At 40.1% G+C, this 16,687-nt stretch carries 15 protein-coding genes and 1 pseudogene; 9 read left to right on the top strand and 7 right to left on the bottom strand.

Translation table 11 applies throughout. The features are described from left to right. Positions 1–414 (top strand): RNA-guided endonuclease InsQ/TnpB family protein (locus IM456_RS02505; protein ID WP_287712739.1); only part of this gene is annotated, 414 nt, incomplete at its 5' end. Between the two features lie 16 nt (positions 415–430). On the opposite strand, the gene holA is transcribed toward IM456_RS02505, so the two are convergent. Further along, complete coding sequence (holA, locus tag IM456_RS02500) at positions 431–1,414, bottom strand: DNA polymerase III subunit delta (protein ID WP_287692684.1); 984 nt, start codon at positions 1,412–1,414, stop codon at positions 431–433. Between the two features lie 177 nt (positions 1,415–1,591). Continuing rightward, a pseudogene (locus IM456_RS23190) lies at positions 1,592–1,777 on the bottom strand (WD40 repeat domain-containing protein). A 165-nt stretch (positions 1,778–1,942) separates the two neighbouring features. Between IM456_RS23190 and IM456_RS02495 the strand changes: the two are divergent. Next, on the top strand, positions 1,943–2,857 hold the full coding sequence (locus tag IM456_RS02495; protein ID WP_287692682.1) for a Ycf66 family protein: 915 nt from the start codon (positions 1,943–1,945) through the stop codon (positions 2,855–2,857). Between the two features lie 197 nt (positions 2,858–3,054). Here IM456_RS02495 and IM456_RS23185 read toward each other — a convergent pair whose 3' ends face one another. Next, the gene (locus IM456_RS23185; protein ID WP_353734431.1) at positions 3,055–3,204 is read right to left on the bottom strand and encodes a transposase; all 150 of its coding nucleotides are present in this window, start codon (positions 3,202–3,204) and stop codon (positions 3,055–3,057) included. A 393-nt stretch (positions 3,205–3,597) separates the two neighbouring features. Here IM456_RS23185 and IM456_RS02490 point away from each other — a divergent pair, with 393 nt between their 5' ends. The 3 genes from IM456_RS02490 to IM456_RS02480 are packed head-to-tail and all read left to right on the top strand — an operon-like array spanning position 3,598 to position 7,586. After that, positions 3,598–4,842, top strand: coding sequence for an NACHT domain-containing protein (locus tag IM456_RS02490; protein WP_238142345.1), 1,245 nt, complete (start codon positions 3,598–3,600; stop codon positions 4,840–4,842). Continuing rightward, complete coding sequence (locus IM456_RS02485) at positions 4,839–6,689, top strand: SH3 domain-containing protein (protein ID WP_287692680.1); 1,851 nt, start codon at positions 4,839–4,841, stop codon at positions 6,687–6,689. The genes IM456_RS02490 and IM456_RS02485 overlap by 4 nt, the downstream gene beginning before the upstream one ends. A 45-nt stretch (positions 6,690–6,734) precedes the next feature. Next, positions 6,735–7,586, top strand: a complete 852-nt coding sequence (locus IM456_RS02480; protein WP_185239255.1) for a M15 family metallopeptidase — start codon at positions 6,735–6,737, stop codon at positions 7,584–7,586. Between the two features lie 309 nt (positions 7,587–7,895). Here IM456_RS02480 and IM456_RS02475 read toward each other — a convergent pair whose 3' ends face one another. Further along, on the bottom strand, positions 7,896–11,222 hold the full coding sequence (locus IM456_RS02475) for an AAA-like domain-containing protein (RefSeq protein WP_287692676.1): 3,327 nt from the start codon (positions 11,220–11,222) through the stop codon (positions 7,896–7,898). Between the two features lie 114 nt (positions 11,223–11,336). On the opposite strand from IM456_RS02475, the gene IM456_RS02470 reads away from it, so the two are divergent. Continuing rightward, positions 11,337–11,693 (top strand): hypothetical protein, encoded by a 357-nt coding sequence (locus IM456_RS02470; RefSeq protein WP_147068745.1) that lies wholly within the window; start codon positions 11,337–11,339, stop codon positions 11,691–11,693. Positions 11,694–11,810: 117 nt separating this feature from the next. Further along, positions 11,811–12,047, top strand: coding sequence for a hypothetical protein (locus tag IM456_RS02465; RefSeq protein WP_080603301.1), 237 nt, complete (start codon positions 11,811–11,813; stop codon positions 12,045–12,047). A gap of 65 nt (positions 12,048–12,112) precedes the next feature. Here the strand turns inward: IM456_RS02465 and IM456_RS02460 are convergent, their stop codons facing one another. After that, the gene (locus IM456_RS02460; protein WP_287692673.1) at positions 12,113–13,036 is read right to left on the bottom strand and encodes a lysylphosphatidylglycerol synthase domain-containing protein; all 924 of its coding nucleotides are present in this window, start codon (positions 13,034–13,036) and stop codon (positions 12,113–12,115) included. Positions 13,037–13,074: 38 nt separating this feature from the next. On the opposite strand from IM456_RS02460, the gene IM456_RS02455 reads away from it, so the two are divergent. Then, complete coding sequence (locus IM456_RS02455; RefSeq protein ID WP_287692671.1) at positions 13,075–13,578, top strand: hypothetical protein; 504 nt, start codon at positions 13,075–13,077, stop codon at positions 13,576–13,578. 37 nt (positions 13,579–13,615) lie between these two features. Here IM456_RS02455 and patR read toward each other — a convergent pair whose 3' ends face one another. Beyond that, positions 13,616–14,464, bottom strand: coding sequence for a heterocyst master regulator PatR (gene patR / locus IM456_RS02450; RefSeq protein ID WP_149986600.1), 849 nt, complete (start codon positions 14,462–14,464; stop codon positions 13,616–13,618). Between the two features lie 274 nt (positions 14,465–14,738). Here patR and IM456_RS02445 point away from each other — a divergent pair, with 274 nt between their 5' ends. Then, on the top strand, positions 14,739–15,569 hold the full coding sequence (locus IM456_RS02445) for a tetratricopeptide repeat protein (protein ID WP_287692669.1): 831 nt from the start codon (positions 14,739–14,741) through the stop codon (positions 15,567–15,569). Here IM456_RS02445 and IM456_RS02440 read toward each other — a convergent pair whose 3' ends face one another. Beyond that, the gene (locus tag IM456_RS02440) at positions 15,570–16,427 is read right to left on the bottom strand and encodes a DNA-formamidopyrimidine glycosylase (RefSeq protein ID WP_287692668.1); all 858 of its coding nucleotides are present in this window, start codon (positions 16,425–16,427) and stop codon (positions 15,570–15,572) included. Positions 16,428–16,687 lie beyond the last annotated feature (260 nt).

Raw genomic sequence — 16,687 nt, 5'->3', positions numbered from 1 at the left:
AAATCAATACATGACGCTGGTTTTGGGATGTTGCTTAATTTCTTGGACTACAAGCTAGAAAGAGAGGGAGGAAAACTTGTAGAAGTTGACAGGTTTTATCCGAGTACAAAACTCTGTTCTGGCTGTGGATTTAAAAATGATTTGTTGACTCTCAGTATTCGTGAATGGATTTGTCCAGAATGTAAGAGTCATCACGATAGAGATGAAAACGCAGCCAAGAATTTAAGGGAAGAAGGTATGAGAATACTGTCAACAAATACCGATGGACAGTCGGAATTTCAAGCTTGGGGAGAAACTGTAAGACTCGTTGGTACTTGTACCCAAAAGCGGGTTTGGGGTGAATCAAGAATCCCCCGTCACAGCGTCAGCTTGACGGCGGGAGTGTCAAAGAATCTTATTCTAGAGGATTTCTGAACAGCAAGGAAGGGTATTAAGTCACCAATAAACAACAAAGTTCGATAATTTTGGTTTGCAAAGTTGCCAAAGGTTCTGCACCCCGCTTGAGACGATATTCTAATTCGAGAAGTATGGGCAAGGTGGCCAGAAGTTGCTTAGAAGAAAAGGATTGTATCTCTTTGCGAATGAAATACAGTCGCTTGGGATTGGCAATTTCGGCGGCGGCGGCGATATTTTTGTCGTCTTTTTCTCCTTCTTCAATTTTTAATTTCACTATTGCCCAAGTGCGAAATTGACCCCCTAGGGTGGCGGTGATAGCCAAGGGGTTCTCGTTGCGATTTAATAATTCATTGACTAATTCGAGGGCCTTGCCTGTCTCCCGTTTTAAAATAGCACTGGCTAACTGTAAGCTGCTTTGATTGCTGGCGTTGACTAAGCTTAAAATGTCCTTTTTGTCAATAGTTCCCGCCGAATTATTTTTAAATAAACGCAGTTTTTCTAACTCCATCCACAACAAGCGGCTGTTATTTCCCACTGATTCTGCTAAGAGTTCGATCGCATCGGGGGTTAATTTTACCCCCACTTCTTTGGCAATTTCCCTAACTCTTTGGGCAATTTCCTCGACTTTCCAAGGCGGAATTAGTTCAAATTCTTTAACCTCTGCCTGATTTTGGATAAACTTGCTCGATTTTAAGCGGGAGTCGGGTTTTTTGGCACTGGTTAATAACAGATAGGAATTTTCGGGTAAATTGGGCAAAGTGCGCTGTAATTCCTTAAAAATATCCTCGGAACATTGTTGACAAATAACCGTATCGGCTAACCAAACCAAACGATTTCCCATGCCGAAAACTGGAGTCATCGCTTGATTGAGGGCCTCGATAATTGCTTCATTGCGATCGCCGTTGATTTTGTCATAATTAAACTGTATCCAATTGGGATCGAGAAGTTTTGCTTGCAGATTTTTCACCGCTTGGTTAATAGCAAATTCATCTTCTCCCCAATAAAATATTGTCGGCATAAGTTTCTACTTATAGCAGTTAAGTAGGTAGGTGTTAAAAGTTGTCAGACACCCCTCTTATCAAGGGGGGACTAAGGGGGAATCGGCACCCCCCTTATTAAGGGGGGCAGGGGGGATCAGAAGCGAAATTTATCTTCAATTTAATTAGAACTACTTACTTATCTTGAGGTGTCACTATTACCCATTTTGCCAGATTTTTACAGTTTTGTCAGCACTACCAATAATTAAATATTTACCATCGGCACTAATTACTAAAGATAACAGTTTGTCTGTGGGTTGATCAAGGGTTGCTAATTTTCCTTTGCTTGTTAAATATCAAAACTTAATTGTTTGCTCCGAAAGCTTGTTTAATCTGATCAGCACAAGCATGAGAGGATAAACCAAGAATTTCCTAATATTAACTATGGCTATTCATCAACACAGTTAAAGACGATCTGACTCGATAATTTCCCAAATTAATCAAAAAATAGACTCGATCGACCCCAAATAACGCACAATAAAAAAGGAAATGTCAAAGGAGAATCGCAAATGTTGCCCTATATCCTAGCGGTTGTTGTGGGATTGAGTAGTCTGTACCTCCTCACCACCGCTTTTATCGCCCCCGATCGCCACCGTCAAGATGATTTTCTCTGGAGTGCGGTAGGATTATTCTATGCCCTTGTCCTCTGGTTGTGCGCGGGAAGGATTACAGGCGCTATCCTCCTAGGACAAGTTGCCGCAGCCATTTTATTTATTGCTTTCGCTTGGCAAACTCTCAAACTCAGACAAGCACTTTTTTATCCCGACAAACCGGTTAAATTATTTACTATTGTCGGTTGGTTAGGCAATCGTTTCGGGAAAGTTACTCCCTCCCAATCCCCTAAAACTAAAGCTAAAGCTGAGAAAGTAGCAGCAAAAGTTAAAGAAACGGTTAAAGAAACGGTGGACCCCGTTATAGAAAAAGCCGCGGCTATCGGGGAAACTATTACAGAATCAGTGACAGAAATTGCGGAAAAAGCTCAAGAAACGGTGGACCCCGTTGTCGAAAAAGCGGCGGCTATCGGGGAAACTATTACAGAATCAGTGACAGAAATTGGGGAAAAAGCCGCAGAAATTATTGATGATGGGGAAACTTTCGATGATTTCGATGATTTCGATGATTTTGATTTGGCAACGGAAGAGATCAACTCTTCCGAAAATCCCCCAGAAATTCCCCCGACTGAACCTGTCGCAAATGTTGAAGTCGAAACTATTGCTGTTAGCGAAACGGTGATTATTGAAGTTACCGAGGAAAATTTGCCTCCAGAAAAAACTATCGGAGAAGATACTCCCCCAGAAACTCGATCGCAAAGCGCAGAAAATCCCCCCCCAGAGGAAGATTTGCCCCCAGAAAAAACTATCGGAGAAGATACTCCCCCAGAAACTCGATCGCCAAGCGCAGAAAATCCCCCCTCATCGGATTAAAAATTAAGACTATTGAGCGGGTGGGTTAGGCAGTAATTACTCAAGAAATGGTTCTTCGTTACTTGGTATGGTTCGATAGGGGGGGCATAAATCGACTAAATCCTTATCTGGCAAGAGACTTAATTGATTAGTTCGTTCTAGATCGAAAACAATTGACAAAAATTGCCAAATGTCTTTCTATATAAGGGTTACATTTATTATAAACCCCGTCCATTGCATAACACAAACCGAAGAACCATGATTCCCTGACTTTTCCACTGTTTATAATGCCAGAACATGGTGGAGTAGGGAGAGAAATCTTTCGGGAATTCCCGCCAATTACAGCCATTTTTGAGTTGATAGAAAATCCCATCTAAAATCTGTCGTTTTGTCCCTTTCGGGGGGGCCAGTCAATTTCTTCTTTGGCAATAGCGGTTCTGCGATAGACTACTCTTCATTCGTCATACTACTTGAGTAGATTTTAGCTTACTCCTCTATTGATTTTCGGGGACGACTAGACGGTGGCGCATTCACTGACGGGGTTCAGACCAAAGTATTGCCGTTAAACAGGCTACAGACTCTCTTCCCTGAAACCTATAATGGACAAGGTTTTCGCTTCACCTTTTCAGCCTAGCATCTACATTATAAAAGATACCAAATGGGTTCTATAATAGATTTGGTGGTTGGGAGATTAAAGCCTCAATATCAAACTGGGTAAGCATTCTTCCTTGATTTTTCCAATCGGGTCTAAAAAAATGATCATGCCTTCAAATCCTTTCACTATTGGTCAACGAGTTACTCCTGAAAATTTCATTGGAAGAAAGACATTAATCAGGAGAGCATTGCATCAGATTAGAAGCCGTAGTTCTCTAGCGGTTTGGGGTGGTCCGGGTATGGGCAAATCATCTTTTTTAAAACTGCTAACATATCCTATTATCTGGGAACAATGCGGGCAAGATTATAACCAAGCAGTTGTTGTATTCATTGACTGTCAAAGCCTGGAACCTTTTAAGATTTCTGATTTTTGGCGCAATATTTTAGTAACAATTAAGAATAATTTTTCTTTCTTAAAAACCAGTATTGATACTCTTTCAGAAAAACCAGAAGCCACAGTTAATGATTTGCTTATTATCTTGCGTTTACTTAAAGAACAGGGTAAATTTTTAGTTTTACTTATCGATAATTACGATGTAACCTTACGTCCCAATTCCCAATATACGAAAGCTGATATAGATACCTTCGTCAGTCAGTGTCGTACCCTGGCTCAATCCGAGGAGCAAAATATCTCGATAGTTGTGACTTCATCTCGTCGGTTGAGTCAAATTGGTCCAGAACTTACACCTGATAAATCACCTTGGTATAATGGTTATTTATTTGAAAATCTTAAGCCTTTTACTAATCAGGAAGTAAACCTTTTACTCGATAGAAGTGAGAGTCTATTGGGTTGGAAACAAGCTATCCGTAAAATTGCTGATGGTAATCCAGCTTTACTGCAAAATGCTTGTTTCTTATTATATGAAGAATTGGTTTCGGGAAATAACCTTAATGAGAAAAAATTTATTCAAGAATTTCAAACAAACACTTTACACTTATTTCAAGCTATTTGGCAACTGTCCACTGAAACAGAGCAAAATTTGTTAATGTTGCTGGCTTTATCCCAATTAGAAGGCAAATTAGGAAGGAGTCGATACGCTCTCGGCGGAATTGAAGCGATTTTCAGTCAAAAAGAAATAGAATTAAATAATTTGGTTGAGCGAGGTATCTTAAAGAAGGTAGAGGGAGAAGAAAATACTACTTATTCTTTCTGCTCATCTATAATGGAGTGGTGGGTGATTAAGCAAATCGAGAATAGCCAGGAAGAGGAGTTGAAAAAACGACAAAGAGGATTCCTTAATTTAATGAGCCGCCAACAGACGACAAGAGTTAATACTGCTATTCGTTGGCTATGGCAAAATAAAGATAAGATAGCATCTATCATTGAGCAAGTAGGGGGGTTATTATCATGATGACAACACAAACAAGGCACATAAATCCCTATATTGTCGGTCGTCCCATTTATGACCGAGAGTCATTTTTTGGCCGACGGAAACTTTTTAGATTTATTGAAGATAATCTCAAACAAAATACACAAGTTGTTTTGCTGCATGGTCAAAGACGTATTGGTAAATCTTCTGTACTCATGCAAATTCCTAATTTTGTGGGACTAGGTGAGTTCGTGTTTATCTATTTTGATTTGCATGATAAAACGCGACTACCACTTGACAGTATCTTACAAAATCTTGCTTCAACTATTGCTGATAAGTTGAATATTCCTCAATCAGAATCTTTGTCCTTGAATTATAAAACGGTTTTCTCTGATGAGTTTTTACCTCAAGTAATTGAGGTCTTAAAAGAGCAGAAACGAAAAATGGTTTGGTTATTAGACGAATTTGATGTTTTAAATGATCAAACACCTGATTCCCCAGTTGAATCTTTTTTTCCTTATCTGGAAACTCTTATCGGTCAATACAATAATTTATTTATCATTCCAGTAATAGGGAGAAGAGTAGAAGATTTAACCAACTTAAAAAGCTTATTTAGACAAGCTGTCAATCAAGAAATTGGCTTATTAGAAAAATCAGATGCTAAAGCATTAATTACTGAACCTGCTGCACATTATTTAAACTATGATTCTCAGGCTATCGATGCAATTTTAGAATTGAGTTCAGGTCATCCTTATTTTACTCAAGTGATATGTAATGCTCTTTTTTTACAAGCTGAAGAAGAGGATAAGTCAGAAATTACCTGTGATGATGTTACTAAAATTGTCGATGATGCAATTGAAACTGCTGAAGGAGGACTAGCTTGGTTTCGAGATGGATTACCGATTCCTGAAAGAGTTGTTTTTTCAGCAGTAGCGCAAGCGGAGAAAATGGCTGAGAAGAAAAATAATTCAGTGACAGAAGAACCTTTAAAACTGCTCAGAGAATATGGAGTTATCATAACAGAAGCTTTAAATAAAGCTCCGGAAAATTTAGTTCAATGGGAATTTTTAGAGAGAGTAGAAAATTCAGAATTTCACTACAAAATTAAAGTTAAGCTAGTTCGTTATTGGTTGGTTAAACGCTATCCTTTAAGACAGGCTATCTGGGATTTAGAAAAAGTTGATTTAGATGCTTGCCGACTTTTTGAATTGGCCGAAGATATAGCTGAGAATCGTAATTTATCTAGTTCCGATATTTATGAACAAATTACAAAACTGAATCCTAATCATTTTACGGCTTTATTTAAATTAGCTGAAGATTATCTTGACACTAAAAACTATCAACAAGCATTAGAAAAATATAACAGAGCATATAAAGTTGATCCCACACGCGCTTATGAAGGATATGAGCTAACGCGAGGAAAAAAATATAGAATTTGGTGGAATAAAAACCGATTAACATTAGCTTTATTATCTGTATTTTTACTAACAATAAGTGTTACTATTAATCTGTTCCAACTGTCCCAAGTACAAACACAACTTAAAGAAAAAAAAGCCAGACTTGCCGAATTAAAAGAACTAAAGGAAAAAGTTGATGGTCAAACTACTTCTACTTATCCAAGTCAACCGCAAATCCAACCTCCATCTCAATCTCCACCAAAAGTTTCGTCCAGCGGAACTAATGCCGCAGTTAGCGGCACCCCAGGAACCAAAAATATACGTTCTGGCGCTGGGACTGTTTATGGGGTGGTAGGAACTGTCCGTACAGGCGATCGTGTGCAAATTTTGGGTAGTAGCTATGATAAAAATGGTTATCAGTGGTACAAAGTCTATCATCCTCAGTCTGGTACGACAGGCTGGATTGCTGCTCAATTAATTAGCTCTGACTAGCTCTAGTGTGACAATAAGTAACTGCACACAATTACTACAACTAATATGAAATCTTTTATTTCAGATTTTCGATATTTTATTATTCCTATAATTGTTGTAATGGGTGTATCGATTTATTTAGGGTTTAAACAGCCGACTGAACCGCCAACCACTGCGATAGTTTCTACCTCGCCGTCGGTTTCTTCTACTTCTCTAATTTCCCCTGCTCCTATCCCTAAAAATACTCTAACGCCTCCCTTACAGCGACCTTATCCTTTGGCAAATACATCCAAAGCTTTGCCAGTTCCTTCACCCAAACAGATGGTTACTGGTGCTGATGATATCTATTCACTATCTTCGCCACCTCCCAAGAATCACACTGTACTTTCACCCCCTAACCAAACTGAAATTCCTTTTCATATAAAATACGAAGAAAATGCTAATGATTTAGTGGAAATTGGTATTTTCTACGAACGTAAAGCATATCTAAATCGAGAAGCGGCAGAGATGTTTAAACAGATGCAATTAGCCGCTCAACAAGAGGGAATTGAGATCATTCCTGTTTCTGGCTTTCGCTCAGTTGCCGATCAAAAAAAGCTGTTTGAGCGACAAATTCAACGCCAAGGAAGCAAGAAAGCAGCCTCTAAACTGAGTGCGCCTCCAGGTTTCAGCGAACATCATACAGGCTATGCTCTCGATGTTGGTGACGGTAAAAGTCCTAATACTGTCCTCAAATTGACATTCGACTCTACTGAAGCCTATCGCTGGCTAGAAGTTCACGCTGCTCAATATGGCTTTGAACTATCATTTCCGAAAAACAATTTCCAAGGTGTTAGTTATGAACCTTGGCACTGGCGTTTTGTCGGTTCAGCAACAGCTCAAGAAATTTTTAGAGTAGCAAAGACACAAAGACAATGATTATACCTAGACTCTCTCGTTGACAAAAGGTCATTAGATAAAATTCTAGCGTTAAAACCAAAAATGTTGGGTTCTTCTTTACTTGGTATGATTCTATATGGAGACATAAATCGACTAAATCCTGATCTGGCAAGAGATTTAATTGATTAGTTCGCTCCAGATCGCAAACAATTGACAAAAATCGCAGTAATGTCTGTTTCTATAAGGGTTTCATCCCTTATAACCCTGTCCGTTGCATAAGACAAACCGAAGAGATCAAGAAATTAACTAATTAATTTAATCTTCACCCCCCACCCAGTCAAACCAAGTTTAAAAGGTGAATGGTTTTATTTTCCCAGTACAGGGGGATAGAGCTTCTCGTTTTTCGGGACGAGTCCTGAGATAATCTTCTAACCAAAGACAACCTCGATCGAGCAATTTTTGTAAATAATTATATTCCGTTTCTAAGGGCCATCGATGCTTTTGACCATCCCTAGCAATAATCACAATCTCTTGACTATCAGGACTAAAAGCGATCCCATAGACGATATCTTCTTCTATTTTAAACTCGGAGCGCAAATTTCCGTCCATGTCCCAGCGTCTAGCTGTACCATCCCTTGAAATAGCGGCGATTTTCTCACCATCGGGACTAAAACTAACTCCATAAACGGGAAAAGAATCGGTTTTAATCTCCTTTAAAAGATTGCCCTGTAAATCCCAAATTTTAATCTTTCCCCGAGTAGCGGTAGCAATTTTTTGATGATCAGGAGAAAACACCAAATCATAGATAATATTATCATCGGCTGTCCAGGAATTAATTAATTGAGGCCGATGATTGCTTAAATGCCAGTATTGAACTTTTCCCTCGCTTGTTCCCGTGATTATTGCTGTTCCCTCTCCATTAAAAGCAAGACTATAAATCGGTGCTTGACTAGCGGTAAATTCTTGAAGCATTGTTCCTTTTTGACTCCAGATTTGTACTTTTCCATTTCTTCCTGTAATCGCTATCTGATTACTATCGGGATGAAAAGCTATACTATAGATTGAGCGCATTTTTGTGGCAAATTCTCTAATTTTTTTTCCCTGGGAATCGAGTAAAGTGATTTGACCATCTTTGTTAGCAATAGCGATAATATTGCCCTGGGAATTAATGCTAACACTGGTATTATCGGCCTGAGCTTGATTTAAATTGTTCAGTTGCCAAATTTTAGCCGTTTCATCACTCGATCCAGTTACCACCTGTTTTCCATCTTGACTAAATACAGCAGTAAAAACTGATTCTTGATGTCCTCTGAGAGTAGTTATTTCTTCCCCTTGCATTCCCCAAATTTTAGCACTACCGTCACTAGATGCAGTAATTATAAACTTGCCATCAGGACTAAAATTAACACTGTTGACAAAATCTTGATGTCCCTGGAAAGTAGCTCTTAAATTTCCCTGTAAATCCCAAATTTTAGCAGTTTTATCTGCCGCTGCTCCGGCAATTTTTTGACCGTCGGGACTAAAATTAACACTATAAAAAGTCTCAATATTATCTTGACCTAAACTCAAGATAATTTTACCTGATAAATCCCAGATTTTAATCGTACCATCCCGGGAAGCGGTGGCAATTTTTTGACCATCGGGACTAAAACTAGCTGCATCTATCGATCTTTTATGTCCCTTAAATACCTGTAAAGTTTCACCTGATAAATTCCATAATCTAGCGGTTTTATCCCTGGAAGTGGTGACAATTTTTTGACCATCGGGACTAAAACTAACACTATAAACTGATTCTTGATGGTCAGGATAGGTGACTAAATTTTGCCCTTGCAAGTTCCAAATTTTGGCGGTTTTATCTTCGGAAGCGGTGGCAATTTTTTGACCATCGGGACTAAAACTAACACTATAAACTGCTCCCTGATGACCTGTCAAAGTTTGAATATTCTCACCTTTTTGATTCCAAATTTTTACCGTCCCATCTTGGGAAGCAGTGGCGATTTTTTGACGATCAGGACTAATACTAACACTATAAATAGTTCCCTGATGTCCTTGCAGTTGGTTTTTTTCTTGAATGCGATCTAAAATTTGTTGTAGGGTAATAATTGGACTGGTAGCAGGATATTTACCCAGGGTTTGGTCATCGGTAACGATATTTTTTAAACTATTGACTGCTTGCATGGCCGCCATTAAAGATTCTAGTTGTTCAAATTGAAATTGTTGCCAATAACTATCACCCTGGCGCTGTAATTGAATACCTAATTGAGCGGTTTCTACTTGCTGCCATGCTTGTTTTACCTGAATAAAAGCTAAGAAAGAACCCAAAAGAGAAGCAATTAAAATTACTGAGCCAATTTTAATTCTCTTGGTGGCTTTTTGGTGAGCAATTGCTAGAATTTTATTAGCTTGTCTCTGAGTTTCTAAGCTAATTTCTGCCTCTCTTTTATCGAGATTTTGACTGGCAGTTAAAAACTGATAATCAAGATTACTTAAGCTTTTACCCTGAGACCAATCGAGGGCATTATTTAAAGCTTTTCCGCGTAAAAGCCGCGATTCATCGGTATAATTAGACTGTTGCCAAGCGGCGATTGCTTCTGAGTAGGGACGCAATTGCTCTAATTGTTTTTCCACCCAATTGAGATTAAATATTTCTCGATAAATAGGATTATAAACTACTAACTGATTATCCTTTTTTACCACTAAACCCGATAACCTTAATTCCCCTTGTTCTGGACTATCATCGCACAGGATTGCACCTTTTTCTAAAATTTGTTGATAGATGCCTAACAAACGACCGGCTTTGTCTTGATTTCTTAACAAGCGATCAGCAATAGTTCGCAGATGAACTGGTTCATCATGAGATTCCCAATTATTAATAATTCTTTCTTTGATCAGCGTCTCAATATCTAAATTAGTTTCCAGCAATAGCTGACAGATTTTCTGGGTTAAAAATGGCTGTCCTCCCGTCCAAAAAATAACTTTTTCTAACCAGTCGGGTTGATAATTACTTTGACTGGATAATCCCGCGGCTAAAGGAGCAATTTCTGCAAGATTAAATCCCGTTAATTCGATCGCTTGGCCGATATTAAAAGATGTTTGGGTCTTTTCGCGAATTAAATCTGCTGGGGTAGCAACACCGAATAAAGCGAAAGTAATTCTTTCATACTGGGCATTTTCCGCTCTTTGGTTATAACAATAACGAATCAGGGAAAAAAAGTCATCTAGAGAAAACTGTAAACTGAGAATTTTATCGATCTCGTCGATAAAAATATATATTTTCTCTCCCCGACAATAAACTAATAAAATTTCCTCGATAAATTGTCCCAAACGCTGCACGGGAGGTAAATCCTCTCGCTCGCGCAACCAGGATTTAAGATTAATTTTTCCCGTCAGATTAAATCCTAAAAACAAACGGGTAATCACCCCGTTATACCATTGGGATAAATTATCATTACTACCAAGACTGGTTATATCTACGGACGCGCAATCCATGCCCAATTGCTGTAAAATATGAGTCACTCGTACCCTTAAACTGGATTTACCCATCTGACGACAGTTAAAAACGTAGCAAAATTGACCATTTTTCAACGCCGTTAACAGTTCTCGATCGGCATTTCTCTCGATATAGGTAGGATGGTTATAGGCAAGACTACCCCCAACACGATATTGATAATTCATTATCCTTAAACAAAATTATTCCAATGTCACCAACGGAAATAAAATAGACAATTGTGATGGAGATATCTATAATGCAAGGATAATCGCTATTGACAACCTATCCCCAAGGCAATTATGAAGAAAACTTTTTTCACCTCCATCGCCGTTAGTGCCACCCTCGTCAGTGGTATTGTTTTAGGTACTCTTGATGCTGGCAGTGCCTCCGCTTGTGCTTTCGCTAAAGCTAAAGGCATTTTTGGCAGCAATACCACCTTCCATGTCAATCCTAACAAACTTATTTTAGGGGTTGCCGCCGCTACAGGAGCAATCACCGTAGCCGGTGTTTTAAGTTACCGTCGTTTTCACTCCGGGCAGCCTCCTGAAGATGCCGCCGCTAAGCTGCCGTCGGTATTTCCTATCCCCATTCCCCCCGTCGCTTTAAACGCGGCAGTGGAGGCGGAAGAAGCGGCAGAAACCAGCAAAATCTCCTAAAAATCTGCTATATTTCCTCAAAAAAGGTGTTGGCATCCCCGCAGCTTTCCAGCCAGGCAACACCTTTTTCTGCCTAATTGTGTCCCAGTTATCAGAATTTCTGGCGATTTTTAAGTTATGTTAAAAAGTGCAACCCTACCACCAGAGGTCAAGATGGGCAACTCTACCACATTTTCTGACACCCCACTTCACAAAGATCATCACACTTGGGAGCATTTAAAACAAGCCATCGCCGCTAGTTCCGGTTTTCGGCGTTGGCAGCAAGAACAACTAGAATCAGGTAAAAATAGAGACGATGCTGATGCTCGCATTTGTTCCTATCTACGGGAAACTTTAGAAACTTTAGCCTACTAGATTGATGCTCCCCAGCTATGACTGCATGGGGACTTTTTTTGTCCGTTTAAGCTAATTTGAAGACCTTATTTTCTGCGCGCCTCGTAACCCAACAACCAGACAAAAGCGACAATTAAAGGCAGGAAATAATAAATAGCTCGATAGGCGATTAAAGAGCCTAAAAGCTCGGCATTAGATACATATTCGGGGCGTAATCTCAGCATGATAAACTCAAAAACACCTATTCCCCCTGGCACATTGCTTAATACCCCTGCCGTCATGGCAAATACATAGAGACCGAAAAATCCTAAAAACGAAATATTGTAGCTGCCCGGGAGAAGAAGATAGAGAACTCTAGCGGCTAATATCCAATCGATAAAAGTCACCAAAATCAAAGCCAGGGAAAGAGTCCAAGAGGGTAAATAGATATTTTCTTGGCCGATTCTTATCGGTTTTTTATAGGTGAGAGTCAAGAAAAAATAGCCCGCAACCAGCAATAAAAAAATTACTCCTAAAGGTTTGGTAGTTAAAAAAGGTAATTTTAAAATTTGAGGAATCCGTTGGGGATCGAGGAGGAAACTTAAACCACCAATGCCTAACATTCCTAACCAAAAGCTTAAATGGGTAAAAGTGATAACTTTGGCAATATCCACCACCCCCACCCCCGCAGTAGTATAGAAACGATAACGGATCGCCGTCCCAGAAAATAAGGTTAAACCAATGGTATTACCAAGAGCATAACTGATAAAAGCAGTGCGGATAATAGTGCCTAAAGCTAAGGGATGATTGATATAATAAAAACCTAGGCGATCATAACCCGTCATCGACAAATAACCCAAAGCCATCCAAAAAATAGCTTCTAGCTTATGACTTGTGGTAATATGATCCAAACTAGCCAAGAGTTGGGCAAAAGTGTAGTGTTTAAATTCTTGACTAATTGCCCAGACCGCTAGAATAAATAAACTCAAGGACAGGATAATCGGAGCAAAACGCCGGATTTTTTTATACATCTTACTTTTTACGAATTACTTTTGACTCATTAAAATTTATGAAAAGATCAAAGTTAGATTTAGCTAAACGTTTAAATCGATCCCGAAAAAGGAAATATGATAAATTCCTGACTTCCTCCTTATATTTATCAATTATTCTGGGTTTATTTTATCTACTCTACCTCAATCTTCCTTGGTCTTTTCATCTTTTTATGCGTTGGGTGACTAAAGGGGGTGATTTAGACAAAATTCCCGCCAAATTTTATGCAGAACTTAATCAATTGTGTTTGAGAGTAGATAGTACGGGGGAAGTAAAAACGAGAAACTATACAGAACATACAGAAATCGCCGAATCTCTCGGTACATTTAGATGTACTTTAGTTAATGGTGGTCAAGAATGGTTAATAGAAGATTATAAATCTTTTAATTCTGCCGATGAAGCGATTTTAGGCACTCAGTTAGCGGTTTTTATCGCCGAGATTTTGGGAACAGATTATAGTTATAACATTCGCGCTTATATTCCCAATACTAAGTATCAAATAGCTCCCAAAACCAAATCCTAGACTAGGGATGGGTTTCTCACCCATCCTTAGAAAAAAATTAGTTTTCCGATACGGGTTTTGGTCGGGAAGGCCGAGGGATAGGGGATTGTCCAGGGGTAAAAGGTCGTTTTTCTCCTTCCCCCGAGGGATGACGATTTTTATCAAAAGGCTTTTTAAAACCTCCCTTACCCATCGGTTTTTTCTTGCTGGCAAAACCGAGGTCTAAACCTTCCAAAATGGTTAAGGCATCCCCTTTCAGTTGTACCTGAAAATCCCAAAAACGACTGATCGGTTTACCAGGTAAAGTGCCGCGCAATTTTAGTTTAAAAAACTTGGGTTTGTCCGCTTCAGTTTTGGGCATTTGTCGGATTTTGACCACTACCGCTTGATTTTCCCGTTCGGTAAAGATGACTTCGCCTCGAATCGAGAAATAACCCGGGGTAGAAGCGAGGAGAGGTTCTATCTCCTGATCATCCTCCTTTTTCAGGGTTTCTGGTTCCCAAACACCGACAATCTGAACATGAAGGGCATCATTTTCCTGACGGGTGCGCGGATAAACCACCCAAAGATGGGGTTTTTCCAGATCGAGATGATTTTTAACCAAACTGATCACCCGACCGAGAATCACAGAATCGATCAGAGTACCATCGGCAGTTAAAATATTGCCTTTAGTTAATTGTTCCTCCGATCGCTGATAATGGCCATAGACGAGACCGATCGCCCGATACTGCCGCAGATGACTGGGAGGGGGGATCGGTTGTTGACGTTTGACTTCTGCGGGGGTGGCTGACTCTACGGCTAAATCAGCCTCAGTATGGGGGGATTCAAGGGGGACTTCCTGAAGTGGAAATTCAGGAGTCGGGGGGGTTTTCGGTGATTCGGTAAACCGATTCCCAGGACGATTCATATCACACTCCTAGCGGCGGAGACACATAGTAAATTAGTAATCAAGCAAGTCAAAAGCGCGATCTGGGGGGTTACAATAACCCTCTAGGGCGACTCTACTGGCATCTAATATATTAAGAACCATGATCTTTTGACTGTCAACCCAGTCAAAACCCTTTTGAGTCTTGACCGTTTGCCCATTGTACTTAATAAAGAGCGGCCAATTCGATCGATCCCCTCATCAAATCTCCAGATTTCCATAACATTTTCTTGTCTGTCCTCTCGCACCCCAGTCTATGAAAGCCTCTCTCTCTCACCGTCGTTGGCTGTCCATCGGTCTCGTCCTGATGTTATTTGCTTTGCTGTCTTTCTCGATTATGCCGCTATTGACTTCTATTCTCCAGAGTGAGCGCTCCTCGGGCCAGAGTCATCTGTCCGCAGTCAAACAAGAGGAATTAGCCAGTCAAGCACTGGGTTATCAGATGGTTTTAGAGCGCGAACCCGATAATCAGACGGCTTTGCGGGGATTATTAGATACTCGCTTACAGCAGGGCGATTTAAGGCAAGCGATCGAACCTTTAGAAAAATTAGCGCAACTTAACCCCCAACAATCCGATTATCTGCTACTTTTGGCGGAAGCGAAACAGCAAATAGAGGACTATGCAGGAGCCACAGCCAGTTATCGCGCTCTTTTAGCCTCCCATCCCCAAGAGCTGCGGGCCTTGACCGGATTAACTAATTTATTTCTTAGCCAAAACCGCCCGATCGAGGCGATTAGTCTGGTCAAAGACACGCTTGATCGCGCTTTAAAAGCTGCTGCCGATCCCAATAATCCGGCTAGTTTAATCGATATCGTTTCCGTTCAGTTACTTTTAGGCAAAATCTATTTCGAGCAGCAAAATTATCCGGAAGCTTTAAACGCCTATAAACAAGCTCAACAGATGGATGTTAACGATTTCCGACCGATTTTGGCGACGGCGATCGTACTGAAAGAACAGGGCAAAAATCAAGAGGCTCAACCCCTCTTTCAAGATGCTCTCAGTCGCGCTCCTTTTGCTTACAGACAGGAGATTCAGACCCTAGCCGACGAAAATAACAAAATTCAAGCCACAGCCCCTAATCAGTGATCAGCTTTTTCTCCCTTCTCCCCTTGAGACTTGACACTGGGGACAAAAATGAGCCGAGCGCCCACTTAATTTAATTCTGGCAATAGTTGCACCGCAAAGGCGACAATTTTCGCCATTACGACCGTAAACCCAGGCCATCGCCCCATAATTGCCATTAACTCCCGTAACGTGGAGAAAATCGCTAAAACTGGTTCCGCCTTCAGCGATCGCCGTTTCTAATACAGAAATAATGTTTTTTGTCAATAAGTCTATTTGCTCAATTTTCAAGAGATTAGCGGCAGTTTGGGGATGGATGCCACTTTTAAAAAGAACTTCATCTGCGTAGATATTGCCAATTCCTGCGACTACATTTTGATCGAGGAGAAAAGTTTTAATCGGACGACGACTTTTTTGACAGTGACTATAGAGGTAATCGGGGGTAAAATTGCGATCAAAGGGTTCTAGTCCCAGTTTTTTGAGACCGGTAATCACAGTTTCTGGGGTTTTATCGGCGGCAATCCACCAAATTTTCCCGAAAGTGCGGGTATCGACAAAGCGCAATTCTTGCTGATTGGCAAAAAAGAAGCGTAAGCGCGTATGAATCGGCAGGGGAGTGGTATCTTTTACCCAGAGCAATTGTCCGGTCATACGCAGATGAACCCCGATACTGCTACCATTATCTAAATTGGCGAGGAGATATTTGCCTCGGCGCTGCCAATTGCTAATCGTGGTCTGAGCAATTCCTTGCAGAAAAGTTGCCTCGCAATTAGGATAGGCTAGGGTACGCTGTAATAATACTTCCCCACCGATAATTTTTTGGCCCTGGGTGACTTGATTTAACCCGCGACGCACCGTTTCTACTTCTGGCAATTCTGGCATATAAGTAAGTAATTGAACAAAATTAAGTTCTTGGTTAGGGTAGGCAAAAGGAAAAAGATAGATAAACAGAACTTTTTAAGTAAGTGATTCTAATTAAATATAAGATAGATTTTGCCTCTGATCCCCCCTGCCCCCCTTGATAAGGGTAGGGCTGTTTCATTTAAATTAAGTATAGCTGATTTTGAGTCAATAAATTTGACCGAAGATTCTCAAGTTTATCTTGTTCTAACCAAAAGAGTTAGTCACAATAACTAATCTTT

Origin of the sequence: Microcystis sp. M079S1 (assembly GCF_020246425.1) — a bacterium.
Classification (GTDB): domain Bacteria; phylum Cyanobacteriota; class Cyanobacteriia; order Cyanobacteriales; family Microcystaceae; genus Microcystis; species Microcystis aeruginosa.
The sequence above is the reverse complement of the archived record's forward strand: the minus strand, read 5'-3'. Positions and strand labels throughout refer to the sequence as shown.